This window comes from Azospirillum endophyticum (genome assembly GCF_016595245.1).
GTDB classification, from domain to species: domain Bacteria; phylum Pseudomonadota; class Alphaproteobacteria; order Azospirillales; family Azospirillaceae; genus Azospirillum; species Azospirillum endophyticum.
Genome location: NZ_JAENHM010000035.1, coordinates 164,921 through 187,673 on the forward strand (window position 1 = coordinate 164,921; position 22,753 = coordinate 187,673).

Consider the following 22,753-nt stretch of genomic DNA (forward strand, 5'->3'; position numbering starts at 1 on the left):
TTAAGCCTAACAGACGAGCCTGCGGAACAAGGCGATACCCATAAAGCGGAGTTCCAAAATGGCTACCACCAATTCGGACGGCACCATCCAGGTCACCTTCGCGGTCAATGCCTGGGGCATGTCCGCCGACGGAAAATGGCCGCATTTCCAATTGCTTCTGGACGGCACCAGCATCGGTGAAGCCACCGTCGCCTCCGCCACCCAGTCGCGTTACGTCTTCACCGCCAACGTGCCGGCCGACAAGGCGCATGCGCTGCAGCTGGTCTACGACAACGACGACACGGTTAACGGCGAGGACCGCAACCTGTTCGTCAAGTCGTTCGAGGTGAACGGCAAGACCATCCTGTCGATCGACCCGTCGGTCAAGTACGACACCGGCAAGGTCGACGGCCTGAACGTCATCGCCGGGCAGACCGAAATGTACTGGCCGGGCGCGCTGAACGTTCCGCTGCCTGCCACGCTGTTCCCGTCCGCCGCCACGGTGCCCGATGCCGAGCCGGCCGCCAGCATGACCACGACCATCAAGGTCAGCGCCTATGGCAACAGCGCCGCCGGTCAGGCGCCGCATTTCAAGCTGCTGGTCGACGATCAGGTGGTCGGCGATGCCTGGGTCAGCGCCACCTCGCCCACCGACTACAGCTTCACCGCCAAGGTCGATCCGAACGAGGCCCACAAGATCCAGATCTGGTACGACAACGACGCCACCGTCAACGGGGTCGACCGCAACCTGTTCGTCAAGTCGATCAACATCGACGGCAAGACCATCGCCTCGACCTCCGACATGGCGTCCTACGACAAGGGTCCGGTGGACGGCAAGTTCGTCGTCGCCGGCCAGGAGGGGCTGTTCTGGGGCGGGGCGCTGACCTTCGGCGTGCCGGAGGAGTATTTCGGCGGCGCCTATGTCCCGCCGCCCCCGCCGCCGCCCTCCAAGTCGGTGGACATCGTCGTCAACGCCTACGGCACCTCGGCCGGCGGTCAGGCGGCGCATTTCAAGCTGCTGGTCGACGGGCAGGTGATCGGCGACGCCAAGGCGGCGGCGACCACCACCGGCTATAAATTCACCGCCGACATCGACCCGACCAAGGCCCACACCGTCCAGGTCTGGTACGACAACGACGCCACCGTCAATGGCGTCGACCGCAACCTGTTCGTCAAGTCGGTCTCCATCAACGGCCACACCGTCGCCGCCACCGACAGCATCGTCACCTATGACAAGGGCGCGGTCGACGGCAAGGACGTGGTCAAGGGCCAGGAAGGCCTCTACTGGGGCGGTGCCCTGAACATCAAGGCCGGCGTCGACCTGTTCAGCAACACGCCTTCCACCCAGACCCCGGTTCCGACCGCTCCGACCAAGCCGGCCTTCTACGTCGCCGCCAACGGCAAGGACAGCTGGTCCGGCAAGCTGTCGGCCCCGAACGCCGACGGCACCGACGGCCCCTTCGCCAGCCTGGAGAAGGCCCAGGCCGCCATGCGGGCCAACCCGGCCGTCGACACCACCTATGTCCGCGAGGGCACCTATCACCTGGCCAAGACGCTGGAGCTGACCGCGCTCGACAACGGCCACAGCTTCCAGAACTATCCGGGCGAGAAGCCGGTGCTCAGCGGCGGCGAGGTGGTGAAGGGCTTCACCAGCGAGGGCAACGGCCTCTATTCGGCCAAGCTCGGCAGCGCCAGCAACCTCGACCTGATCGTCGGCGACGTCCGCCAGCATCTGGCCGAAAAGTTCGCCTACGACGCCTCCGACGTCACCAGCGGCTGGCACTTCGCCGATGCCGCCTCGGGCGGCCCCAGCGGCTGGTCCATCCGCTCGCACGGCACCGACGTGACCGCCGCCGATATCCAGCCGGGCACGCTGATCCAGATCATGGATGCCGAACGGCTGGGCGACACGCTGGGCACCATCGCCAGCTTCAACGCCTCCACCCGCACCATCATGCTGAAGAACGGCGCCTCCCTGCCCTTCGCGGAAGGCACCACCTACAAGCTGCTGAACAACGCCGCCTATGTCGACCAGGCCGGCGAGTTCGCTTGGCGCGCGTCGGACGGCAAGCTGCTGTACAAGGCCGCCAGCTCCGGCTTCGCGTCGACCGGGGTGGAGGTGCCGCGGCTCGACACGCTGATCAAGCTGAACGGCGCCAACAACGTCACCATCGACGGGCTGACCTTCAAGAACACCACCACCGGCGGCGACGCCCTGCTGCTGACCAAGTCCAGCGGCAACCACATCAGCGACAACAGCTTCCTGAACGTCGGCACCGCGATCAAGCTGACGGCGGCCTCGTCCAACAACCAGATCGCCCACAACACGCTGAATCATCTGGCGGAAAACGGCATCGAGATGGACGGCCGCAGCAACGGCAACAGCATCTATGCCAACAGCATCAGCAACATCGGCGAAGTGCGCAAGGCGGTGTCCGGCATCTTCGGCACCGGCGTCGACAACAACGTCATCTCCAACAACGACATCGACCACAGCGCCCGCTACGGCATCTCGTTCAAGGATTACGGCGGCACCACCGACACGGTGAACCACAACAACGTCGTCCAGTACAACAACATCTCCTACACCGGCCTGGAGACCGCCGACGGCGGCGCCATCGAGGTCCTGGGCCGCTCCAGCGCCAACACCGGCATGATCATCCAGGGCAACCGGATCGAGCATGCCAACGGCCTCGCCACCAGCGCCCAGGATAGCTGGATGTACGGCCAGAAGGGCTTCGGCATCTATCTGGACGACATGGCCGGCGGCATCACCGTCAAGGACAACTTCATCAAGGACGCCGATTGGGCCTCGGTGCAGATCCATGGCGGCGACAACAACGTGGTGACCAACAACTTCGCGGTCATCGCCAGCAACAAGGAAGACTTCATCCGCATCGAATGGCAGCCGGTCCACGGCACCGCCGGCGATCCCCACAACAACACGATCACCAAGAACGTGGTGATGGGGACCCTGCCGCTCGACGACTACATGGAGCTGCTGAGCGCCAACGACTTCGTCATCGACAACAACCTCGTCTACAACGTGCCGAAATACGGCGACCACGACGTGATCGCCAAGCCGATGTTCACCAACGCCTATTGGGGCGACTATTCGCTCCAGGCCTCCTCGCCGGCCTTCGCGATGGGCATCCATGACCTCGCCTGGGCCAAGATGGGCGCCGAGGGCGTCGGCCTGGTCGGGCTGGAGCATTTCTGGGACGGCGTCTGATCGCGCGATCCCGATAAGCCGGCGCATCGGGGGTACGCCCCCGACGCACCGGCCCCTGCGGTGGGCGGAGCCTGTTTTGCTCGAAGGTCGAGCAAGGGAGGCTTCGCCCACATGCGTTCGAGGAGAACCCATTCCGAGGGACCCTTCGGGGGGCCGGCACAAGCGCAATCGCCGCAGCCGTGCCCCCTGCTTGGCTCCCGCCTTGCAGCGCACCATATGCAGGCCGCGCCGCGCTCCGGAAGGAACGCGGCGCGTTCCAACTCCAGACCGGACAGACCGAGACCGTTTCCGATGATGCAAGCGAAGTGGACCGCAGGAGCCGTGGCGAAGGTTCTGGGAGCCGGCCTCCTGCTGTGGACCGCCTGCCCGGCAGTGCCCGCCCTGGCCCAGGGAACCAACCAGGGGACCGTCAAGGCCACCACCCAGGTGGCCCAGGAGGACCTGAAGCCGAAATTCGGTCCCGACGCGGTGCCGATCACCCGCGCCACCGACTATGTCCGCAGCGCCCCCGCGCCGGATTACTGGGCGCTCAGCCCCTATTACGTGCCGCAGACGACCAGCGCCTCCTGCTCGCTGGCCAGCGTGACGATGATGCTGAATGCGCTCCGCGGGTTGCCGGGGCTGGCGTCGGAGCGGCTGGTGACCGCCCGGGACGTGCTGAACCGGCTGGACGACGACCATTGGCGCGCCGCCACCGCCGACGACGGCGAAGGCGTCTCCTTCGGCGAACTGATCACCTATGTCCGCCGCAGCCTGGGCGCCTACGGCATCGACGCCGACGTCGAGGTCTGGCGCCCGCGCGATGCCTCCCCCGCCACCTTGGCGGAGTTGCGCCGCATCCTGGCCGAGAACGAACGCAACGCCGACGACATCATCCTGCTGGCCTTCGACCAGGGCACCCTGACCGGCGATGTCGGCGTCGGCCACATCGCACCGCTGGGCGCCTACGACGCCGCGACCGGGCGGGCGCTGGTGATGGACCCGGACCGCGCCTGGTACGTGCCCTACTGGACCAGCGATGCCCGCCTGCTCGACGCCATGCTGAAGCCCGACCGCGCCGACCCGGACGGCAGCGGCCTGATCCGAATCCGCAGCCGTCGGGTATCGGGTTAGCGATCCTACTTCACCTCCTGGCTGGTGAGATCGGACGGGTTCTGCGACCGCGTCGGCTCGTTCGGTTGATCCGGCTCGCTCGCCCACTGGTTCGGGCGAGGCACCGGGTTGCCGTTCAGGTCGGGCGGTGCCCGGCGCACGTCGGCGAGCGCCTGCTGCAGTTCCTGGCTGCCGGTGGCGGCGGAACTGGACGGGTTCGGCGGTTTGGTTCCCTGCGCCGTGGGATGCGGATCCTGGCTTTCCTGGACCTTGCCATCCCGCGCGAGCGCATCGCCGGCCGACTCCTTCGATCCGGACTCGACAGGTGCCGCCGCGGGTTGACCCGATTCGGGTTGCTGCTGGTTCTGCTGCTGCGCGACCGCGGCAAGCAGAGGCACGCCCGACAGAAGGCCCGACAGCAGCAGGGCGGCGGCGATCTTACGCATGACGCATCCTTCTCTTCGATCCTGGGCCTTCGACCCTCGGGCCTTTCGAACCTTTCGGGGAAAGCCGTCGGAGCACCGCGCGCCGTGGCACCAAACGGCTGCCGGCGCGTTGTACCGGGGACAGAGTCCGGCTTCGGCCGTTCGGTCCCAGCCCATCAGGAACACCGACAATGCCCAGCGAGTTCCCGCCGTCCTCCACCGCCCCCTCCGCAGCCCCGGCCTCCACGGCCCCGACTTCGCCGCCCGACCGCGCCGAACGGCGCAGCGTCGGCGTGGTGGTGGAACGGCGGCGCGTCGACAATCCCTGGATCGAGGCGCGCTGGCAGCCGGTGATGCTGGTGCCGGCCGACCCTACCCTGCCGGACTGGAGCGTGCTGGCCGAAAGGCCGGACTGGACCCGGCATTACGCCGGCACCGCCGAGATCGCCCTGTTCCCGACCGAGGCGGAAAACTACAAGCACAATCTCGACGGCGGCAGCCCCAGCGCCTACGTCATCCTGCGGCCGGGCGGCCCGGCGCCGGGGGTTCGGCTGCTGGCCGTCACCGCCGATCCCGGCGAGATCGACGCCCATGCCGAAGCCGGCGACGACGTGATCGAGGCGCTGCCGCTCCCCATCCCGCTGGTGCTGTGGATGGACGGCTTCGTCGCCCGCCACTTCGTCGAGCGCCCCTTCCACAAGCGCAAGCGCGACCGCGCCGATCCGGAAGCCCTGGCCCTGCGCCGCAGGACGGGGCTGCCGCGGCATGGCTGAGCGCATCGAAGAGGCGGAAGGCTTCCTCGGCCGCTGGTCGCGGCTGAAACGCGAGGTGCGGACGGAGGAGCCCCCGCCCGAACCGTCGATGCCCGGATCGCCGCTGCCGGAGCCGGCCGGGGAGGCATCCGCCACGTTGCCGGCGAAGTCCGGGGAGGAGGCGCCGGAGCTACCCGACCTGCCTCCGCTCGACAGCCTGGATGCCGGCAGCGACTACACCGGCTTCCTCCGCCGGGACGTGCCGGCCGACCTGCGCCGCCAGGCGTTGAGGAAGGCCTGGGCGAGCGACCCGGTGATCGCCGGGTTCCGCGGCTTCGCCGAATATGACTGGGACTACAACGCGCCAGGCTATGGCGCCCTGCGCCCCACCGACGACATCGCACGCCTGCTGAACGCCGTGCTGCCGGACGAGAGGCGGGAGGATGAAGAGGCGGTTGAGGCGGAGATGGCCGATGTCGGACATTCGCCTCAGTCCTCGCAGACCGCCACCACAGGCGGATCGGAGGGGCTTCCCGTCGGCGGCGAAGATCAGCTTCGAAACGACGTCAGCCCGCCGCTGCCGATGCGACATGAGGCATCTTCGGATCAGGCACCAATCCCCTCTCCCCCCCGGGGAGAGGGTTAGGGTGAGGGGGACGCACCGCGTGCCTGGCCCGAGAATCCACGCCATGCATCTCCCTCTCCCAAGGGGAGAGAGATGCCAAATGGTGGACTGAACACCCTCAAATGCATCGCCCGCCATCCACCTCCAGGCACACGCCGGTCAGGAAATTCCCTTCGTCGGAGCACAGGTAGAGCGCGGCGTTGGCGATGTCGCCGGGGGTCGACAGGCGGCCGAGCGGGATGCTGCTGCGGAACTGCTCGCGGCGTTCCGGCGTGTCCTGCCCCATGAAGCGGTGGAGCATGCCGGTCTCGCCTGCGACCGGGGCGATGGCGCAGACGCGGACATTGTCAGCCGCCAGTTCCGCCGCCATCGATTTGGTCAGGGTGATGACCGCTCCCTTCGAGCCGTTGTACCAGGTCAGGTTCGGCCGTGGCCTGAGACCAGCGGTCGACGCGATGTTCAGGATCACGCCGCCGCCCTGGGCGCGGAACACCGGCACGGCATGGATCGCGCCGTGATAGATCGACTTCACGTTGACGGCATAGATGCGGTCGAAGGTGGCCTCGTCCACGTCCAGCATCGAGCCGTAGCGGTGGGTGTAGCCGGCATTGTTGACCAGGATGTCGAGCCGCCCGAACTCGCCGAGCGCGGCGGAGACGATCGCCTCGTAATCCTCCCCCACCGCGACGTCGGCGCGGACGGCGAGCGCCGTCTCGCCCAGGCTGTCGGCGACGCGGCCGGCCGCCGCCTCGTCCAGGTCGGCGACGATGACGCGGGCCCCTTCGGCGGCGAAACGGCGGGCGATGCCCTCGCCGAAACCCGATCCGCCACCGGTGACGACGGCGACCTTGTCAGACAAACGCATAAGCGGTTCCTCCCCGGCTGTGCGCGGCCGTTCGGCGCGTGGACTCCGTACAACAGGGAACCGGCGCCATCGGCCGCATCGTGAACACGGCGAAGGACGCATGATAGCGCGAAGCCGCCCGGTGGGGCAGTCGCGATGGAGCTATGCGTCGATTTGGATGGAAAAGGAGAATGGCGCGAGTGACGGGACTTGAACCCGCGGCCTCCGGCGTGACAGGCCGGCGCTCTAACCAACTGAGCTACACCCGCGTAATGGCTCCCGGTGCTGGACTCGAACCAGCGACAAGCGGATTAACAGTCCGCTGCTCTACCAACTGAGCTAACCGGGAACGGAGGCCGCCTTATAAAACCGCCAGCGAACCCTGGCAAGTGGAAAAACATGAAGCTTCGCATTTTTTCCCGAAGGGACCGTTTTCACGCCCATGACCTGTGACAACGCGCCAGGGCCGCAGCCATGGGTTGCCAGTGCGCAGGCTCGCTCTTGACAGTTCGCGGCAACTCAGGCTTTTTCTCGCCCTCCCCTCCCCACCATTGCCGCAGGCCCCGATGTCCGAGGTCGTCCCCTTCGCTGCCGCCCGCGAGGCGCTGCTCGCGCGCCTGACCGAACAGCTGCCGCCCTCGTCGGAGTGGGCGGGCCGGCTGATGCTGATGCCGGAGGGACGCCGGGTGGAGCCGATGCCGGCGGCGGACGCGGTCGCGAGCCTGCGTGCCTTCCGCGCCGGTCTGGGCGAGGCGATCGGCGCCGCCGCCTGCTCGGTCGGCGGCGTGTGGGTCGGGCGGGAGGATTGCCTGGATTGGGACGGGCTGCTGGCACCGCTGGCGGTCGCCGCCGCCTATGTGGTCGGCCGGACCCAGTCGGCCGGCGGCTTCGCCGCCGAGCTGTTCCGCTGCAAGGATGCGCTCGCCGGCTGGGGCCTGCGCGGCCTGCGCGGCGAACCGGCGGTGGCCCGTGCCGCCGGCTATGCCGTGGTGTCGGTCAGCCGCCGCCCGGACGACCAGGAGATCGTGCTGGACCGGGTGATGGATACCTTCGCCTTCGCCATGCGCAGCCTGGGCGAGCCGACGGTGACAAGCGCCGACATGGACCGCCGGCTGGTGAAGCGGGCGGTGCCGCTGCGGCGGTGATGCAATGTGCCGAGGGGCCGGCTTACACGGCCTGCCCCAATGCGCAGCGTGCTGCGGCCAAGTCCCAGGCGGCACAGCCGACGCTCTTGAACAGGCGCGGACGCCCCTGCGTCGCTTGGCCGTCCAGCGCATCGACCAGTGACTTGACCCCGGCCCACTCCACTCCGGCTTGGATGAAGTCGCCGGCCTCGTGGCGAGCGCCGGCGGGGTCGTCGACGAACAGCTCGCTGCCATGGACGGCGGTCGGGCCGAACTCCGCCATTTCGGGCTTGAAGGCGCCGACTCCGACCAGCAGGCGGTCCGGGCGTGGCGTCTCGTCATAGATCGGGGACAGGCTGGTGGTCAGCGCGATCACCACGTCCGCGGCCGGGTCGACCGGGCCGCTCATCGGCCGCAACTCCACCCCCGGCCCGCCTTGCGCCGTACAGAAGGCGGCAGCCGTCTCCAGGCTGCGGCTGTGGATGTCGATGCGGATACCGGGATACAGCGCGGCGAGGGCCGCCACATGGCCCGCCGACTGGGTGCCGGCGCCGAGCAGCGCGACATGGCGCGGCGCCGCCGGAACCAGCGTTCGGATCGCCAGCATCGACACGGCGGCGGTCCGGCGCGCGGTGACGGTCGGCCCGTCCAGGATCAGCCGGGGCGCGCCGGTCGGGGCGTCGAAGGCGCTCACCACCCCATGGATGGTCGGCAGCCCTTTGGCGCCGTTGCCGGGATTGACGTTGACCAGCTTGTGGATGGCGATGTCCGCCGCGGTGGCCGGCATCGACAGCAGGACCCCGCCTTCGGGCAGCGGCAGCACCTGCCGTTCCGGACTGGTGATGCGGCCGGCGGCATAATCGCGCGCGGCGGCGGCCACCGCGACGCACAGGGCGGGAAAGGGAAGACGGGCGGCGGTCTGTTCGGCGGTGAGGACGGCGAGCGGGGACACGGGAGGCGGCTTCCTTCGTTGGGGGCGAAACGGTCAGGCGCGGGCGCGCTCGATCTCCACCCCGACGCTGGCGGCGTCGGGGAAGACGTCCAGTTTCTCCACCCGCACCTTGGCCTGCGTCACCCGCGCGTCGGCAAGGCAGCGCTCGGCGATGCGCTCGGCCAGCGTCTCCACCAGCGTGACGTGGCCCTGGGTGACGATGCCCTTGACGACCGTTGCCATGTCCTCGCCGGTGACGCCGGGAGCGATCACCTCGAGATCCAGGTTCAGGCGGATGCGCTGGGGCTTCCGCCGCTCATGGGCATAGACGCCGATCAGCGCGTCCATCACGAGATCACGCACGAAACAACGGGTGGACAGCGCGGCCGGGGCCGAACGCGGCACCGGGGCGGTGACGGTGGCGAAGAGCTTGTTCATGGGCGACAGCCCTAGCACGGCGGCGCCACCGCTGCCAAGCCGCCGTCCCTCGCCGAGACCATACCGGACGGACAGGTCTGGGGCGGACTCAGTGCATCTCCGAGCGGATGCGCTCGCGCAGCACGTCGATCGGGCGCAGATCCTCGCCCTCCTCGTAATGCCAGAAGGTCCAGCCGTTGCAGGCCGGCAGCCCGGCCATCGCCGCCCCGACCTGGTGGATCGAGCCGCGATGGTCGCCGCGCGGGCCGGATCCGATCAGCGTGCCGTCGGCGCGCACGCGGGCGGCGACGCGGCGGCGATGGTCGAACAGGGTCGATCCCGGGCGCAGCAGGCCGCGTTCCACCACCCAGCCGAAGGGAATGCGCGGCGCGCTGCGCTTGGGCGGGGTGTCGAGGACCGCCGCCTCCGGCGCCTCCTCCACCGCATCGATGCGGGCCTGGGCCGCCTTGACGTAGGTGTCATCGCGCTCCAGCCCGATCCATTTGCGCCCCAATCGCTTGGCGACCGCACCGGTGGTGCCGGTGCCGAAGAAGGGATCGAGGACCACGTCGCCGGGGCGGGACGAGGACAGGATCACCCGGTACAACAGCGATTCCGGCTTCTGCGTCGGGTGGGTCTTCTTGCCGTCCTCGTCGCGCAGGCGCTCGCCGCCGCTGCAGATCGGCAGCAGCCAGTCGCTGCGCATCTGAAGATCCTCGTTGAGGTTCTTCATCGCCTCGTAATTGAAGCGGTAGCGCGCGTCCTTGTCGCGGGCCGCCCAGATCATCGTCTCGTGGGCGTTGGCGAAGCGGGTGCCGCGGAAGTTCGGCATCGGGTTGGTCTTGCGCCAGACGATGTCGTTCAGGATCCAGAAGCCCAGATTCTGCAGCGTGGCGCCGACGCGGAAGATGTTGTGATAGCTGCCGATCACCCACAGCGAGCCTTCCGGCTTCAGGATGCGGCGGGCGGCCGCCATCCAGTCGCGGGTGAAGCGGTCGTAGGCCTCGAAATCGTCGAACTTGTCCCACTCGTCATCCACCCCGGCGACCCGGGTGTGGTTCGGCCGCAGCAGCTCGCCTCCCAACTGCAAGTTGTAGGGCGGATCGGCGAAGACGAGATCGACCGACGCGGGCGGCAGATCGTTCATGAGAGCGATGCAATCGCCGACCAGGATACGGTTTTCAGGGAGCATTTCACGACCGGCAAAGAACTGGGACTCGGCCGGACAATGAGTCGCGGCCGAGTCGCCGTCAACAGCTTTCTTTGCCAAGTGACGACGGCTCAGCCGCCCTGTGCCATTCGACGTTTCACTGGTGCAAAACTGACTCGGTGATGCGGCGTAACACCATGGTGGATCAGCGCCTCCAGATGTTCAGGCGTCGGATAGCCGGCGTTTCGGTCCCATCCATAGTGTGGATACTGGACCGACAACCGCAACATCTCGCTGTCACGCGCCACTTTGGCGAGAATAGAGGCAGCGGCGATGGACTGGCTGCGGCTGTCGCCCTTGACCACCGCCACCGCCTCGCAGCCCAGGTCCGGGGTGAAGCGGCCGTCCACCAGCGCCGCGTCGGGCGGCGTGCCCGGCAGGGCGTGGAAGGCCCGTTTCATCGCCAGCAGCGTCGCCCTGTGGATGTTCAGGTCGTCGATCTCCGCGGCCGACGCCTCGGCGATGGCGAAGGCAAGCGCATGGGCGCGGATGGCCGGCTCGATCTCCTCGCGCAGGCGGCGGGTGACCGCCTTGCTGTCGTCGATCTGCGCCGCGATCTCCGGCGGCAGCCCGCCGGGCGGCAGGACCACGGCGGCGGCGACCACCGGACCGCAGAGCGGACCGCGCCCGACCTCGTCGATGCCGCAGACGCGGCGGCCGGGGCCGAAGCCCGACTCCAGGGACAGGTCGGGCCGCGTCCTCGGGGTGGCGGCTTTGCGGGGCGCTTTGGCAGGCATGCTCGGCCTTCCGGGAGGGTTGGGACGGGGCGGCTTGATAGCGGTGGCGGAATGCCGGCGCAAGGCCGGGCCGTTTGCGACCGGTTCCCCAACCAAGCTCTTGAGAAGCGGCGTACGGCTGCGCTATGGATGCGCCCCGCAAGCCGGCCCGCCCGTTCGGGACGGCGGATTGCGACGCCGGACCACGCATCACCCGAGAGCAGGCCATGACCGACACGACCCAGACCGCCGCCGAATGCCCCTGCCGTTCCGGCAAGCCGCTGGACGCCTGCTGCGGTCCCTATCTGGCCGGCATGCCCACCCCGACGGCCGAAGCGCTGATGCGGTCGCGCTATTCGGCCTTCGCCACCGGCAACATCGACTATCTGCACGACACGCTGCTGCCCAGCACCCGCGACGACTTCAACCGGGAAGAGATCGAGACCTGGGCCAAGAACAGCGTATGGACCGGTGTCGAGATCCGCTCGACCGAAGCCGGCCAGCCCGGTGACAGCGAAGGGATCGTGGAGTTCGTCGCCCGCTTCAGCATGAACGGCAAGCCGATGACCCACCACGAGACCAGCCGCTTCACCCATCAGGACGGCCGCTGGTTCTATGTGGACGGACAGCTGGGCGCCCGTCCGCGCAGCGGCCCCAAGGTGGGCCGCAACGATCCCTGCCCCTGCGGCAGCGGCAAGAAATACAAGAAGTGCCACGGCGCCTGACCGGCACGGGTCGGGACGCGTGAGCCGCGCCGCTCGCGCTGCATCTGCACAAATACGGCGAAATCGCCCCGCCCCGCCTGCCCGACAGGCGGCGGCGGCGCTTTTATTGTGCGCGTGTGGAGAAATCGCGCGATCGTGATTGAATTATGAGGCGGAACCGATCATCCTTCGCTCGCCCTGTTCCGGGTCTCCCTACTTTGGTTCTTGCCGGGGCGGGGTTTAACACGACAGATGAGACGATACTGATGTTCGACCGTCCGCAGCGCTCTTCCTTCCGCGCTCCTGAAATCACCCAGCGCGACATCCGCGCTACCGTCAAGTGGTTCAACGCCACCAAGGGCTTCGGCTTCGTCACCCCCGACGATGGTTCGCCCGACGCTTTCCTGCACTCCACGGTTCTGCAGTTCTGCGGACACGACAGCCTGCCCGAAGGCGCCACCATCACCTGCGACCTGTCGCGCGGCCCGAAGGGCCCGCAGGTCGCCACCATCCATGCGGTCGACACCTCGACCGCCGCTCCGAGCCGCCCGTCGCGCGCCCCGCGCGAGCGTGACGGCTGGGGCAACGACGGCGGCTACGGCGGCGGCGGTTACGGCGGCGGCAACAGCCGCGGCGGTTACAGCGCCGGCGGCGGTGGCTACGGCGATTCGGAAGGCGACGGCGAGACCGTCGACGGCACGGTGAAGTGGTTCAACGTGTCGAAGGGCTTCGGCTTCATCGCCCCGTCCACCGGCGGCAAGGACATCTTCGTGCACATCCGTGCGCTGGAGCGGTCGGGCATCAACGGCCTGGACGATGGCGCGCAGGTCCGCGTCACCATCCGCCAGGGCGCCAAGGGTCCCGAGGCGCAGCGCGTCGAGATGGCCTGATCTCTCATCGGTCGTCGTGATGTGAAAAAGCCCCCGCTCCACCGGAGCGGGGGCTTTTTCATGGCTGGAGCCCGGTGCTCCCGACGGGGTCCGCCGATTCCGGACAGTCGCCGGTCATCGGCCGCCGGACGGGTCACTCCTCCGCCGGCGTGTCCCAGTAATGGCAGGCCACGTGGTGGCCGGATGCCACCTCCTCCAGTTCCGGAACCGCCTGGGCGCAGAACTCCCGGGCCAAGGGGCAGCGGCGGCGTAGCGGGCAGCCGGCCGGCTGGCCGAAGGCCGACGGCGCATCGCCTTCCAGCGCCGGGCGCCCGCCGAGCGACGCGGCCAGCATGGCGCGGCTGTAGGGATGCAGCGGCGCGGTCCGCAACGTCCCGGCGTCCGCGCTCTCCACCACCCGGCCGGCCAGCATCACGATGCCGCGATGGGCGTCGCGCAACCCCTCGCCATAGCGTTCGGTCGCCAGGATCAGCGACAGGCGGCGGCGGTCGCGCACCGCCATCAGCGTGTCGAGGAAGCGCTCGCGCTCCTCCGCCGACAGGCCGGCGGCGGGTTCGTCGGCGACCAGGACGCGCGGCTCCGACAGGATGGCGCGGGCAAGTCCGGCATGGGCGGCTTCCGCGGCGGTGAGCGCCGCGGGCCAGCGAAGGGCCGCCTCCGGACGCAGGCCGGCCTCCTCCAGCGCCTCGTCGATGCGGTGGTCGCGGCGGTCGGCGGCAATGTCCGGACGCAGGTTTTCCAGCACCAGCGCGAGCTGGGTCCCAACGGTCATGGCGGGGTCGAAGGAGGCGGCCGGGTCGGGGAACAGCGGCTGCAGGTCGCGCCGGGCGCGCCGCAGGCCGCCATGGTTCGGCTCCTCCCCGGCGGCCGGCGGCGTGGCGGCGGCCATCAGGTCGCGGCCCATCCACACCACCGTCCCTGCCGTCGGCGGCGGCAGACAGAGCAGAGACCGGGCGAGCGTCGCCTTGGCGCTGCCGGTCTCGCCCAGCAGGACCAGCGTCTCGCCCGTCCGCAGGTCGAGGTCGATGCCATGCAGCACGGCCAGCGACCGCGCCTCCCCCCGCGGCCCGGGGGCCAGCGGATAGGACATGCCGACGCCGCGGGCGTGCAGGCGGGCGGTGCCCGGCGGCTCCAGCGGCTCCAGCGGGCCGGCGCGCAGCGGGATGGGCGGCAGCAGACGGCCACGGCGCAGCGCCAGCACGTGGTCGGCCGGTCCGGCCACCCCGTCTTCCGGCCGGCCGGCAAGGATCAGGGCCACCCCGTCGGCCCGCGCCCAATCCGCCAGCCGATGGAGAAGCCGCAACCGCACCGTCGGGTCCAACCCGGCGGCCGGCGCGTCGACCAGCAGCACCGCCGGCCCGACCGCCGCCGCCATGGCGAACAGGCAAGCCCAGCGCAGGGAGTCCGGAAGCTGTTCCGGAGGCAGGTCGAAGCGGCGGGCGGCCGGCGGGACGCCCATGCGGTCCAGCCCGTCGGCCATGCGGCGCAGCGCCCCCCGCAGGTCCAGTCCCAGATGATGGCCGACCACTTCCGCCACCTGCAGGGCCAGCGGCCGGCGCGGCGCCAGCCGGCCGCCCTGGGCGATCAGCAGATGCCCGTCGATGCGGACGCCGCCCGCCACGTCGACACCGGCCGGCGGCCGGCCGGCGAGCGCGCCGAGCAAGGCGGTCTTGCCACTGCCGGCCCCGCCGGTGACCGCGAGCACCTGGCCGCGCTCCACCCGCAGGCTGGCACGGTCGAGCAGGACGCGGTCGCCCAGCATCAGGGTCAGCGCCTCGGTTTCCACCGGAGCGGGTTTGGCGGCGATATGGTTCATGGCTTGCGGCAATTCATGGCTTGCGGACGCCGGCCGCCACGCCGTCGGCGATGGCGCAGGCGGCCCAGAGGGCAAGTGCCAGCAGCAGGGCCGGCGGGGCGAAAGCCACCGGGTCGCCCAGCCGCGCCGCCAGCCCGACCGAAGCGCCCCAGCTGCCCAGCGTCGGCGGCAGGCCGAGGCCGAGCAGGCTGGCGAAACTCTCCGCCGCCAGCACGCGCGGCAGGGCCAGCGTTCCGGCGGCCAGCAGCGGCCGCATTAGGTTGGGGATCAGGTGCCGGCGCAGGACCTCCCGCTCGGGCAGGGCGGCGGCACGGGCTGCGGTCAGGAACTCCGCCCGCATCAGGACCGACAGCTCGGCATGGGCGAGGGCCGCGACGGCGGGAGCGGCGGTCAGCGCGGTGACCAGCGCCAGCAACCAGACCTGCCCCAGCAGCCCCCCTGCCAGCGGAACCAGCAGGGCCAGCGGCCAACCGGCCATCCGCTGGGCGGCGATGACGATGCGCCGCTCCGCCCCTTTGCCGACCAGCGTGCCGGCCAGCCCGGCCAGCAGCGCCCAGCCGATGCCCAGGGCTCCGCCCAGCACCGCGGCCAGCAGTGCGAAGGACAGGCTGCCCCGCCCGTCGAGCAGCGCGGCGGCGACCGGATCGGCGTCGAGCCGGTGCAAGGCACTGCCGTCGGCCATCAGCGGCGCGGCGGCGGCGGCGAGCGCCAGGGCGGCGAGCACGGCGGCACCCGAAAGGCCACGGGCGAAGCCGGTGGGTTGCGGCTCCGGCTGGGAAAGCGGCGGTTGGTCGAACTCGGCCATACGGGTCCTTCGATCGGGCGCCTTCGTGGGTCACGCCCCCTGATAGGGCGTGGAGCTGTGGTTGGCCGGGTCGATCCAGTCGCGCACCCCGAGGCCCAGCGCGTTCAGCAGGGCGGTCAGCCCGCCCAGCGCCACCAGGGCCGGCACCGCCCCCGCGGCCGAACCGACACGGGCGGCATCGATCATCAGCGCCCCCGCCCCCGGCAGGTCCAGCAGGCTTTCCAGCGCCACCGACCCGACCATTGCGGCCAGCACCGCGGCGCGCAAGCCTCCCATCACCGGGGCCACCGCCTGCGGCAGGGCGTGGTGGCGCAGCACGGTACGCTCGTCCAATCCCAGCCCGCGGGCCATGCGCACCGCGCCGCCCTCCGGCCCGGAACCCAGCGCCCGCTCCATCGCCGGCAACGCCAAGCGGGCGGCCTGGCAGGCGGCGGGAACGGACAGCGCGGTCCAGCCCAGCGGGGCCGCGGACGCTCCCACCCGCACTGCCAGGGCTGCGAGCGCCGCCAGCAGGAAGCCCGGCAGCAGCGCCCCGGCCCCGGCCAGCAGCCGTCCGGCCAGTCCGCCGGCCGAGCGCGGCGCCACCGCCGCCCACGACCCCGCCAGGGTGCCGAGCGCCGTGCCGACCGCCAGCGACGGCAGCGTCAGCAGCAGCGTCACCGCCAGCCCGCGCAGCAGGGACATGGCGGCATCCGGCTGCGGCGCCACCAGGGCGGACAGCCCGATCCCCGCCGCCATCGGCAGGACGGCGGTCGGCACGGCATCGATCAGGCGGCGGATCACGGGGCGCGGCATCTTGGCGAACGGATCGGAAGGGAAATGCGTCATATGGTGCGACATGCGACCGTAAGCGCCCCCACCCCCGCCGGGCAACAGAATTAGCGTCCGGGTTTTCCCGGCCGGCCTCGATTTCCCGACCCCCGATTTTTCAACCGGCAGCGTGGCCTGGATGGCTGCAATTCCCATCCTCCCTCACCAAATGGCGAAGGGTGAGGAAGGAATGGCCTTCCCACATGTTATGACCCAGGACACGCACCCGATCGGACGCCATGTACGCCCATTCGCCCCAGCCATTCCCGCCTGCCGGACCGTTGCCTGAGAACGCCGGTTCCGCGACAGGAGCCGCGGGCGTGCTGCGGCCGATCCTGGAGCCGGGTCGGACCTGCTGGCGGGTGGAGGACACCACAAGGCTGGGCGTCATCGTCGACGCGGAGGATTATTTCGCGCTGGCCAAGGCGGCCATGCGGCGCGCCCGTCGCAGCATCTACATGACCGCCTGGGATTTCGACGCCCGCATCCGCCTGATGCCGCAGACCCGCCGCCCGCGCCGGCCCGACCGGCTCGGCACGCTGCTAAACTGGCTGGCGACGACGCGGCCCGACCTGCACATCCATGTGCTGAAGTGGGATTATGCCGAGCTGTTCGACCTCGCCCGCTGGTCGCATCCCTTCATGCTGCGCAACTGGCTGACCCACCGGCGCCTGCAGTACCGGCTGGACGGCGACCATCCGACCGGCGCCTGCCATCACCAGAAGCTGCTGGTGATCGACGACCGCCTCGCCTTCTGCGGCGGGCTGGACGTCACCGCCAACCGCTGGGACACCCGCGCCCACCATGCCCATGACCCGCGGCGGCGCCAGCCCGACGGCAAGCCCTACGAGCCGTTCCACGACGTCATGATGGCGGTGGACGGCGACGCCGCCCGCGCGCTGGGCGAGATGTTCCGCGACCGCTGGGCGCGGGCGACCGGCGAAAGGCTGACGCCCCCCGCCCCGCGGCCCGGCCGCCCGGCCCGGCGCCATCCCCTGGCCGCCGATCCCTGGCCGCCCGGCTTCGAGCCGATGCTGCGTGACGTCCGCGTCGGCATCGCCCGTACCGATCCGGCCTGCAACGGCCGCGAGGAGGTGCGCGAGGTCGAGGCGCTCCATCTGGAGGCGATCGCCGCGGCGCGCGACGTCATCTATCTGGAAAGCCAGTATTTCGCCTCCACCGCGGTGGCCGAGGCGCTGAAGGTCCGGCTGGCGGAGGAGGACGGGCCGGAGGTGATCGTCGTCAACCCGGTGCGCACCACCAGCTGGCTGGAGAACACCGTCATGCTCGGCGCCCGCGCCCGGCTGACCCGCGAGCTGCGCGAGGCCGACCGGCACGGCCGCTTCCGCCTGTTCGCCGCCCTGACCGACGGCGGCGCCTGCATCACCGTCCATGCCAAGGTGATGGTGGTCGACGACCGGCTGCTGCGCATCGGCTCGGCCAACCTGAACAACCGCTCCATGGGGCTCGACACCGAATGCGACCTGGCGCTAGAGGCCGGGCCGGGGCCGGAGCATGCGGAGACCCGCCGGGCGATCCTGCACACCCGCAACGACCTGATCGCCGAGCATCTGGGCTCCACGGCGGAGGAGGTCGCTGCGGCGCACCGGCGGCTGGGCTCGCTCGCCGCCGCCATCGAGTCGCTGCGCAAGACGGTCGGCCGCACGCTGGAACCGCTGCACGATCCCGAACCGGACGGGCTGGCCGCCGCCGTCGCCGATGCCCGCGTCTTCGACCCCGAGCATCCGGTCGGCGCGGTGGAGATCGTGCGCCGGGTGCTGCCGTCCCGCATCCCGCGCACCCGCCACTGGCTGACGCTGGCCGGCATCCTGGCGCTGCTCGGGCTTTGGGGCATGTGGCGCTACACCGCGCTCAGGGAATGGGCGACGCTGGACTCCGTGCTGTCGGCCTTCCACGGCCTGGGCGACAGCCCGCTGGCGCCGCTGTGGCTGATGCTGGCCTATGTCGCCGGCGGCTACGTCATGTTCCCACTGACCGTGCTGATCGCCGCCACCGCCATCGTCATGGGGCCGTGGTGGGGCTTCCCCACCGCCATGGCGGGGGCGGTCGCCTCGGCGGCGGCGATGTTCTGGACCGGGCGGCTCGCCGGGCGTGACCTGCTGGACCGCCATGGCGGGCCGCTGATCGCCCGCCTCAACGAAAAGCTGGCCGACAGCGGCATCGCCGCGGTGGCCGGCATCCGCGCCGTGCCGCTGGCGCCCTATACGGTGGTGAATCTCGTCGCCGGCGCGTCAAAGCTGCGCTTCGGCGATTACGTGATCGGCACCATGGTCGGTCTTGCGCCCGGCATCCTTGCCTTCAATCTGCTCGGGCACCAGCTTGAGCGCACCATCAGCAACCCCGGGGCCGGCGACATCGCGCTGCTGATGGGGATGGCGGCGGTGGCGATCGGGCTCGGCTGGCTGACCAGCCGGCTTCTCGGCCGCCCGGGCCGAGGGACCGAGGCCGGAAGCCGGGGCCGGCAGGACGACAGGCCGGATGGAAGGCCAGACGAAAGGATAGTGGAACCGTGATCCGTTTCAGCCGCGACCGTGTCCAGCGCATCGCCGCCGCGTTGCGCGCAGCCCGTGCCCGCCGTCCCCGCCCTGCCGACCGCCGCAGTTTCCCCGTTCCCGACGGCATGGCGGCGCTCAGCGTCGCCACCTGGAACGTCCACAGCTGCGTCGGGCTGGACGCCCGCTTCGCGCCGGACCGCATCGCCCAGGTGATCCGCGACCTGGACGTCGACCTGATCGGCCTGCAGGAGGTCGGCTGGCACCACCGCGGCGAATCGGGAATGGACCAATTCGCCTTCCTGGAGCGGCATACCGGCTTGACCGCCTATGCCGGCCCGACCAAGCACAGCGAGCGCGCCCATTACGGCAATTGCCTGCTGACCCGCCTGCCGGTGCGGTCGATGGAGACGATGGACCTGTCCGTCGGCAAGCGCGAGCCGCGCGGCGCCATCGACGCGGTGGTCGAGGTGCAGGGCCGCCCGGTGCGGGTGATCGTCGCCCATCTCGGCCTCGATCCCTGGGAGCGGGCCAAGCAGGTCGGCGACATCGTGTCGCGGGTGGAAAGCCAGCCGGAGCTGCCCACCCTGTTCATGGGCGACCTCAACGAATGGACGCCCAGTTCCCCGCGGCTGCGCCAGCTCGCCTCCTCCTTCGCCGACGTCGCCAACCCGCGCAGCTTCCACGCCCGCATGCCGACGCTGCGGCTGGACCGCATCTATGTGACGGGGGGGCTGCAGATCCCCGCTTTCGAGGTGGTGCGCAGCATCCTGACCCGTCGGGCATCGGACCATCTGCCGGTGCGCGCGGTCCTGGCCGTCCCCTGATCGTCGATGGAGGCTTCTGAACGTCAGTATGACCAACGGAGTCACGCGCCGAGGTCATAGCGGGATTGTTGCGGTTGATATTTTTTTGTGCGCTGCAATGTTCTTTCAACAACAGAGCTTTGCAAATGCGAAGATGCTCTTGACCTATACGCGATCCCCGACGAAGGATATGGTTGGTAATACGATCAATATCTGGTCGAAGGAATAACCGACCCTGGCCCATCGGGGGCAGCCGTGACGTGAGGATCTGATTTGCTGTATCACCTGTACGACATGCAACACGCCGCCATGGGCCCGATGCGTTTCTGGGCCGAAGCCGCCCAGCAGACCTTCCAGAACCCGCTGATGCCGTTGTCCTACACCAAGCTGGGCCGGGCGGTCGCCGCCGGGGCCGAGCTGATGGAACGGACGACCCGCCGCTTCGGCAAGCCCGCCTTCGGGCTGGCGGAGACGGTGGTCGATGGGCGGACCGTACCGGTCACCGAACGCTTCGTCTGGCAGTCGCCCTTCTGCAAGCTGTTGAACTTCGCCAAGCCGGAGGGAACGCCGCGCCAGCCGAAGGTGCTGCTGGTCGCGCCGATGTCTGGCCACCACGCCACGCTGCTGCGCGGCACGGTCGAGGCGCTGATGCGCGACCACGACGTGTACGTCACGGACTGGATCGACATCCGGCTGGTGCCGCTGTCGGCCGGGCGCTTCGACCTGGACGACTACATCGACACGGTATCGGAGCTGATCCGCTTCCTGGGCCCGAACACCCACGTCATCGCGGTGTGCCAGCCGGCGGTGCCGGTGATGGCGGCGGTGTCGCTGATGGCGGCGGCCGACGAGCCGGTGCAGGCGCGCAGCATGACCCTGATGGGCGGCCCGATCGATCCGATGGCCAACCCGACGACGCCGGTCAAGCTGGCGATGGAACATCCGCTGAAGTGGTTCGAACGCAGCGTGATCACCACGGTCCCGGTCTATTACCCGGGCGCCTTCCGCCAAGTCTATCCCGGCTTCATCCAGCTGTCGGGCTTCATGTCGATGAATCTCGACCGCCACATCAACGAGCATGTCGGGCTGTTCCGCCACCTCGTCCGCGGGGACGGCGATTCGGCCGAGCAGCACCGCCGCTTCTATGACGAATACCTGTCGGTGATGGATTTGTCGGCGGAATTCTACCTGCAGACCATCGAGACGGTGTTCCAGAAGCACGCCCTGCCCAACGGCACCATGATGTCGCGCGGCCGCAGGGTGGAGCCGGCGGCGGTCACCAAGACCGCGGTGATGACGGTGGAAGGCGAGCTGGACGACATCTCGGCCCCCGGCCAGACCATCGCGGCGCAGCGCCTGTGCTCGTCGCTGCCCGACGACATGCGCAAGACGCATTTCCAGAAGGGCGTCGGCCATTACGGCATCTTCAACGGCCGCCGCTGGCGCGAAAGCATCCTGCCGGAAATCCGCAGCTTCATCCAAAGCCACGACGGAGAATGAGGCTTCCGGGCGGAGTTAGCCCCCCACTTTAATCCTCCCCCGCTGAGCGGGGGAGGTTAGGTGGGGGTCCAACTTCTCTCGCTGAACGCTCAATCCACCATCGTCCGCGCCTCGGTGAACGCATCCATGTGCGCCAGCCCGGACGCGCCGCCGGCCTTCACCCGCATGCCGGCGGTGGCCAGGTGGAACAGGTAGCCCAGCGCGAACAGCGCCACGAACAGCCCGAACACCAGCGTGTTGTAGTAGACCATGGTCACCAGGGCCAGCACCGCCAGCACCAGCGAGATCGCCGGGAACACCGGGTAGAAGGGGGCGCGGTAGGGGCGCTCCAGCGCCGGTTCGGTGGCGCGCAGGCGGAACAGCGCCGCCATGCTCATGATGTACATGACGATGGCGCCGAAGACCGACATGGTGACGATGTTGGCGGTCAGCGGCTGGCCGCCGATCTTGATCAGTTCGTCGGAATAGATGGCGGCGATGCCGATCACGCCGCCGGCCAGGATCGCCCAATGCGGTGTCTTGCGCGTCGGATGCAGGCGGGCGAGCGCCGGCGGCAGGAAGCCGGCGCGGGACAGCGCGAAGATCTGCCGCGAATAGCCCATGATGATGCCGTGGAAGGAGGCGATCAGGCCGAACAGGCCGATCCACACCATCATGTGCAGCCAGCCGCTCGATTCGCCGACCACCGCCTTCATCGCCTGCGGCAGCGGATCGTTGATGTTCGACAGCGCGTTCCAGTCGCCGACGCCGCCGGCGAAGATCATGGTGCCGAAGGCCAGCACCACCAGCGTCACGATGCCGCCGATATAGGCGCGCGGCACGGTGCGCTTGGGATCCTTGGCCTCTTCCGCCGCCATGGCGGCCCCTTCGATCGCCAGGAAGAACCAGATGGCGAAGGGGATCGCGGCGAAGATACCGCCCAGCGTGCCGATGCTGAAGCTGCTCTGCCCGGCCCAGCCGTTGGCGGTGAAGTTGGCCCAGGAGAAACCGGGGTACACCACCCCCATGAACACCAGAAGCTCGAAGATCGCCAGCAGCGTGACGAGCAGCTCGAAGGTGGCGGCGATCGACACGCCGGCGATGTTCAGCCCCATGAAGATGACATAGGCGCCGACCGCGGCCGTCTTCGGGTCGAGCCCCGGAAACTGCACGTTGAGATAGGCGCCGATGGCGAGCGCGATGGCCGGCGGCGCGAAGACGAACTCGATCAGCGTGGCGAAGCCGGCGACGAAGCCGCCGGTCGGCCCGAAGGCGCGGAAGCTGTAGGCGAAGGGACCGCCGGCATGGGGAATGGCGGTGGTCAGTTCGGTGAAGCTGAAGATGAAGGTGGTGTACATCGCGGCGATCAGGATCGTGGTGACGAGGAAGCCCAGCGTTCCCGCCGCCGCCCAGCCGTAGCTCCAGCCGAAATATTCGCCGGAGATCACCAGCCCGACGGCGATCCCCCACAGATGGAGCCCGCTCAGGCTCTTGCTCAATTCGGGTTTCGTGTTCCCAGACATGTTGCCTCCTGCCCCTGTTCAAAGGCGTTGATATCGATGGCGGCGCTTTCTCAAGCCTCT

20 protein-coding genes and 2 tRNA genes are annotated in these 22,753 nt (G+C 69.5%); 10 read left to right on the top strand and 12 right to left on the bottom strand.

Annotation, left to right across the window (positions count from 1 at the left end; translation table 11 throughout):
- Positions 1-58: 58 nt before the first annotated feature.
- Both JHL17_RS12615 and JHL17_RS12620 read left to right on the top strand, forming a co-directional pair.
- On the top strand, positions 59-3,211 hold the full coding sequence (locus JHL17_RS12615; protein WP_200193553.1) for a carbohydrate-binding domain-containing protein: 3,153 nt from the start codon (positions 59-61) through the stop codon (positions 3,209-3,211).
- Between the two features lie 291 nt (positions 3,212-3,502).
- Positions 3,503-4,324 carry a phytochelatin synthase family protein gene (locus JHL17_RS12620; protein WP_247893495.1) on the top strand — a complete coding sequence of 274 codons (822 nt, stop codon included), beginning with the start codon at positions 3,503-3,505 and terminating at the stop codon, positions 4,322-4,324.
- Positions 4,325-4,329: 5 nt separating this feature from the next.
- On the opposite strand, the gene JHL17_RS12625 is transcribed toward JHL17_RS12620, so the two are convergent.
- Positions 4,330-4,749, bottom strand: coding sequence for a hypothetical protein (locus tag JHL17_RS12625; RefSeq protein ID WP_200193557.1), 420 nt, complete (start codon positions 4,747-4,749; stop codon positions 4,330-4,332).
- Positions 4,750-4,919: 170 nt separating this feature from the next.
- Here JHL17_RS12625 and JHL17_RS12630 point away from each other — a divergent pair, with 170 nt between their 5' ends.
- On the top strand, positions 4,920-5,501 hold the full coding sequence (locus tag JHL17_RS12630) for a DUF3305 domain-containing protein (protein WP_200193558.1): 582 nt from the start codon (positions 4,920-4,922) through the stop codon (positions 5,499-5,501).
- A complete protein-coding gene (locus JHL17_RS12635) occupies positions 5,494-6,126 on the top strand; it encodes a DUF3306 domain-containing protein (protein ID WP_200193560.1) in 633 nt (210 codons plus the stop codon). Before JHL17_RS12630 ends, JHL17_RS12635 begins: the two co-directional genes overlap by 8 nt.
- Positions 6,127-6,223: 97 nt before the next feature.
- Here the strand turns inward: JHL17_RS12635 and JHL17_RS12640 are convergent, their stop codons facing one another.
- The 3 genes from JHL17_RS12640 to JHL17_RS12650 form a co-directional block, all read right to left on the bottom strand.
- Entirely contained in the window at positions 6,224-6,970 is a 747-nt protein-coding gene (locus tag JHL17_RS12640) for a glucose 1-dehydrogenase (protein WP_200193563.1), read from the bottom strand.
- Between the two features lie 171 nt (positions 6,971-7,141).
- Positions 7,142-7,218: transfer RNA gene (locus tag JHL17_RS12645), tRNA-Asp, on the bottom strand.
- Between the two features lie 4 nt (positions 7,219-7,222).
- Positions 7,223-7,298, bottom strand: a tRNA-Asn gene (locus tag JHL17_RS12650).
- Positions 7,299-7,515: 217 nt separating this feature from the next.
- Between JHL17_RS12650 and JHL17_RS12655 the strand changes: the two genes are divergently transcribed.
- Positions 7,516-8,094, top strand: coding sequence for a hypothetical protein (locus JHL17_RS12655; RefSeq protein WP_247893496.1), 579 nt, complete (start codon positions 7,516-7,518; stop codon positions 8,092-8,094).
- Between the two features lie 22 nt (positions 8,095-8,116).
- Here the strand turns inward: JHL17_RS12655 and lhpI are convergent, their stop codons facing one another.
- The 4 genes from lhpI to JHL17_RS12675 form a co-directional block, all read right to left on the bottom strand.
- On the bottom strand, positions 8,117-9,025 hold the full coding sequence (gene lhpI, locus JHL17_RS12660; protein WP_200193567.1) for a bifunctional Delta(1)-pyrroline-2-carboxylate/Delta(1)-piperideine-2-carboxylate reductase: 909 nt from the start codon (positions 9,023-9,025) through the stop codon (positions 8,117-8,119).
- Between the two features lie 33 nt (positions 9,026-9,058).
- A complete protein-coding gene (locus tag JHL17_RS12665) occupies positions 9,059-9,442 on the bottom strand; it encodes a dihydroneopterin aldolase (RefSeq protein ID WP_200193568.1) in 384 nt (127 codons plus the stop codon).
- Positions 9,443-9,530: 88 nt separating this feature from the next.
- The gene (locus JHL17_RS12670; protein WP_200193570.1) at positions 9,531-10,613 is read right to left on the bottom strand and encodes a site-specific DNA-methyltransferase; all 1,083 of its coding nucleotides are present in this window, start codon (positions 10,611-10,613) and stop codon (positions 9,531-9,533) included.
- Positions 10,614-10,702: 89 nt separating this feature from the next.
- On the bottom strand, positions 10,703-11,368 hold the full coding sequence (locus JHL17_RS12675; protein ID WP_200193572.1) for a ribonuclease HII: 666 nt from the start codon (positions 11,366-11,368) through the stop codon (positions 10,703-10,705).
- Between the two features lie 206 nt (positions 11,369-11,574).
- Here JHL17_RS12675 and JHL17_RS12680 point away from each other — a divergent pair, with 206 nt between their 5' ends.
- Both JHL17_RS12680 and JHL17_RS12685 read left to right on the top strand, forming a co-directional pair.
- Positions 11,575-12,072: a YchJ family protein gene (locus JHL17_RS12680; RefSeq protein WP_200193574.1), complete on the top strand. Its 498-nt coding sequence runs from the start codon at positions 11,575-11,577 to the stop codon at positions 12,070-12,072.
- Between the two features lie 245 nt (positions 12,073-12,317).
- On the top strand, positions 12,318-12,941 hold the full coding sequence (locus JHL17_RS12685; protein WP_200193575.1) for a cold-shock protein: 624 nt from the start codon (positions 12,318-12,320) through the stop codon (positions 12,939-12,941).
- Between the two features lie 133 nt (positions 12,942-13,074).
- Here JHL17_RS12685 and JHL17_RS12690 read toward each other — a convergent pair whose 3' ends face one another.
- From JHL17_RS12690 to JHL17_RS12700, 3 genes are read right to left on the bottom strand one after another with little or no spacing between them, the layout of a single operon-like run.
- Positions 13,075-14,757: an oligopeptide/dipeptide ABC transporter ATP-binding protein gene (locus JHL17_RS12690; RefSeq protein WP_200193577.1), complete on the bottom strand. Its 1,683-nt coding sequence runs from the start codon at positions 14,755-14,757 to the stop codon at positions 13,075-13,077.
- A 13-nt stretch (positions 14,758-14,770) separates the two neighbouring features.
- Positions 14,771-15,562: an ABC transporter permease subunit gene (locus JHL17_RS12695; RefSeq protein ID WP_200193579.1), complete on the bottom strand. Its 792-nt coding sequence runs from the start codon at positions 15,560-15,562 to the stop codon at positions 14,771-14,773.
- A 30-nt stretch (positions 15,563-15,592) separates the two neighbouring features.
- Positions 15,593-16,390: an ABC transporter permease subunit gene (locus JHL17_RS12700; RefSeq protein WP_247893497.1), complete on the bottom strand. Its 798-nt coding sequence runs from the start codon at positions 16,388-16,390 to the stop codon at positions 15,593-15,595.
- A 302-nt stretch (positions 16,391-16,692) separates the two neighbouring features.
- Here JHL17_RS12700 and JHL17_RS12705 point away from each other — a divergent pair, with 302 nt between their 5' ends.
- The 3 genes from JHL17_RS12705 to JHL17_RS12715 all read left to right on the top strand — a co-directional run bounded on the left by JHL17_RS12705 (position 16,693) and on the right by JHL17_RS12715 (position 21,191).
- A complete protein-coding gene (locus tag JHL17_RS12705) occupies positions 16,693-18,906 on the top strand; it encodes a VTT domain-containing protein (protein ID WP_345773794.1) in 2,214 nt (737 codons plus the stop codon).
- The gene (locus tag JHL17_RS12710; RefSeq protein WP_200193583.1) at positions 18,903-19,712 is read left to right on the top strand and encodes an endonuclease/exonuclease/phosphatase family protein; all 810 of its coding nucleotides are present in this window, start codon (positions 18,903-18,905) and stop codon (positions 19,710-19,712) included. Before JHL17_RS12705 ends, JHL17_RS12710 begins: the two co-directional genes overlap by 4 nt.
- 252 nt (positions 19,713-19,964) lie before the next feature.
- Complete coding sequence (locus JHL17_RS12715; RefSeq protein WP_200193585.1) at positions 19,965-21,191, top strand: polyhydroxyalkanoate depolymerase; 1,227 nt, start codon at positions 19,965-19,967, stop codon at positions 21,189-21,191.
- Positions 21,192-21,280: 89 nt separating this feature from the next.
- Here the strand turns inward: JHL17_RS12715 and eat are convergent, their stop codons facing one another.
- Entirely contained in the window at positions 21,281-22,693 is a 1,413-nt protein-coding gene (gene eat, locus JHL17_RS12720) for an ethanolamine permease (RefSeq protein WP_200193587.1), read from the bottom strand.
- Positions 22,694-22,753 lie beyond the last annotated feature (60 nt).

What these genes read in the sequence shown, in the direction of transcription:
- JHL17_RS12695 (WP_200193579.1), bottom strand. Translation starts at nt 15,562, where the DNA reads ATGGCCGAGTTCGACCAACCGCCGCTTTCCCAGCCGGAGCCGCAACCC.
- JHL17_RS12670 (WP_200193570.1), bottom strand. Translation starts at nt 10,613, where the DNA reads ATGCTCCCTGAAAACCGTATCCTGGTCGGCGATTGCATCGCTCTCATG.
- JHL17_RS12635 (WP_200193560.1), top strand. Translation starts at nt 5,494, where the DNA reads ATGGCTGAGCGCATCGAAGAGGCGGAAGGCTTCCTCGGCCGCTGGTCG.
- JHL17_RS12640 (WP_200193563.1), bottom strand. Translation starts at nt 6,970, where the DNA reads ATGCGTTTGTCTGACAAGGTCGCCGTCGTCACCGGTGGCGGATCGGGT.
- JHL17_RS12630 (WP_200193558.1), top strand. Translation starts at nt 4,920, where the DNA reads ATGCCCAGCGAGTTCCCGCCGTCCTCCACCGCCCCCTCCGCAGCCCCG.
- JHL17_RS12655 (WP_247893496.1), top strand. Translation starts at nt 7,516, where the DNA reads ATGTCCGAGGTCGTCCCCTTCGCTGCCGCCCGCGAGGCGCTGCTCGCG.
- JHL17_RS12665 (WP_200193568.1), bottom strand. Translation starts at nt 9,442, where the DNA reads ATGAACAAGCTCTTCGCCACCGTCACCGCCCCGGTGCCGCGTTCGGCC.
- JHL17_RS12625 (WP_200193557.1), bottom strand. Translation starts at nt 4,749, where the DNA reads ATGCGTAAGATCGCCGCCGCCCTGCTGCTGTCGGGCCTTCTGTCGGGC.
- JHL17_RS12680 (WP_200193574.1), top strand. Translation starts at nt 11,575, where the DNA reads ATGACCGACACGACCCAGACCGCCGCCGAATGCCCCTGCCGTTCCGGC.
- JHL17_RS12675 (WP_200193572.1), bottom strand. Translation starts at nt 11,368, where the DNA reads ATGCCTGCCAAAGCGCCCCGCAAAGCCGCCACCCCGAGGACGCGGCCC.
- JHL17_RS12620 (WP_247893495.1), top strand. Translation starts at nt 3,503, where the DNA reads ATGATGCAAGCGAAGTGGACCGCAGGAGCCGTGGCGAAGGTTCTGGGA.
- JHL17_RS12615 (WP_200193553.1), top strand. Translation starts at nt 59, where the DNA reads ATGGCTACCACCAATTCGGACGGCACCATCCAGGTCACCTTCGCGGTC.
- JHL17_RS12700 (WP_247893497.1), bottom strand. Translation starts at nt 16,390, where the DNA reads ATGACGCATTTCCCTTCCGATCCGTTCGCCAAGATGCCGCGCCCCGTG.
- JHL17_RS12690 (WP_200193577.1), bottom strand. Translation starts at nt 14,757, where the DNA reads ATGAACCATATCGCCGCCAAACCCGCTCCGGTGGAAACCGAGGCGCTG.
- JHL17_RS12685 (WP_200193575.1), top strand. Translation starts at nt 12,318, where the DNA reads ATGTTCGACCGTCCGCAGCGCTCTTCCTTCCGCGCTCCTGAAATCACC.
- eat (WP_200193587.1), bottom strand. Translation starts at nt 22,693, where the DNA reads ATGTCTGGGAACACGAAACCCGAATTGAGCAAGAGCCTGAGCGGGCTC.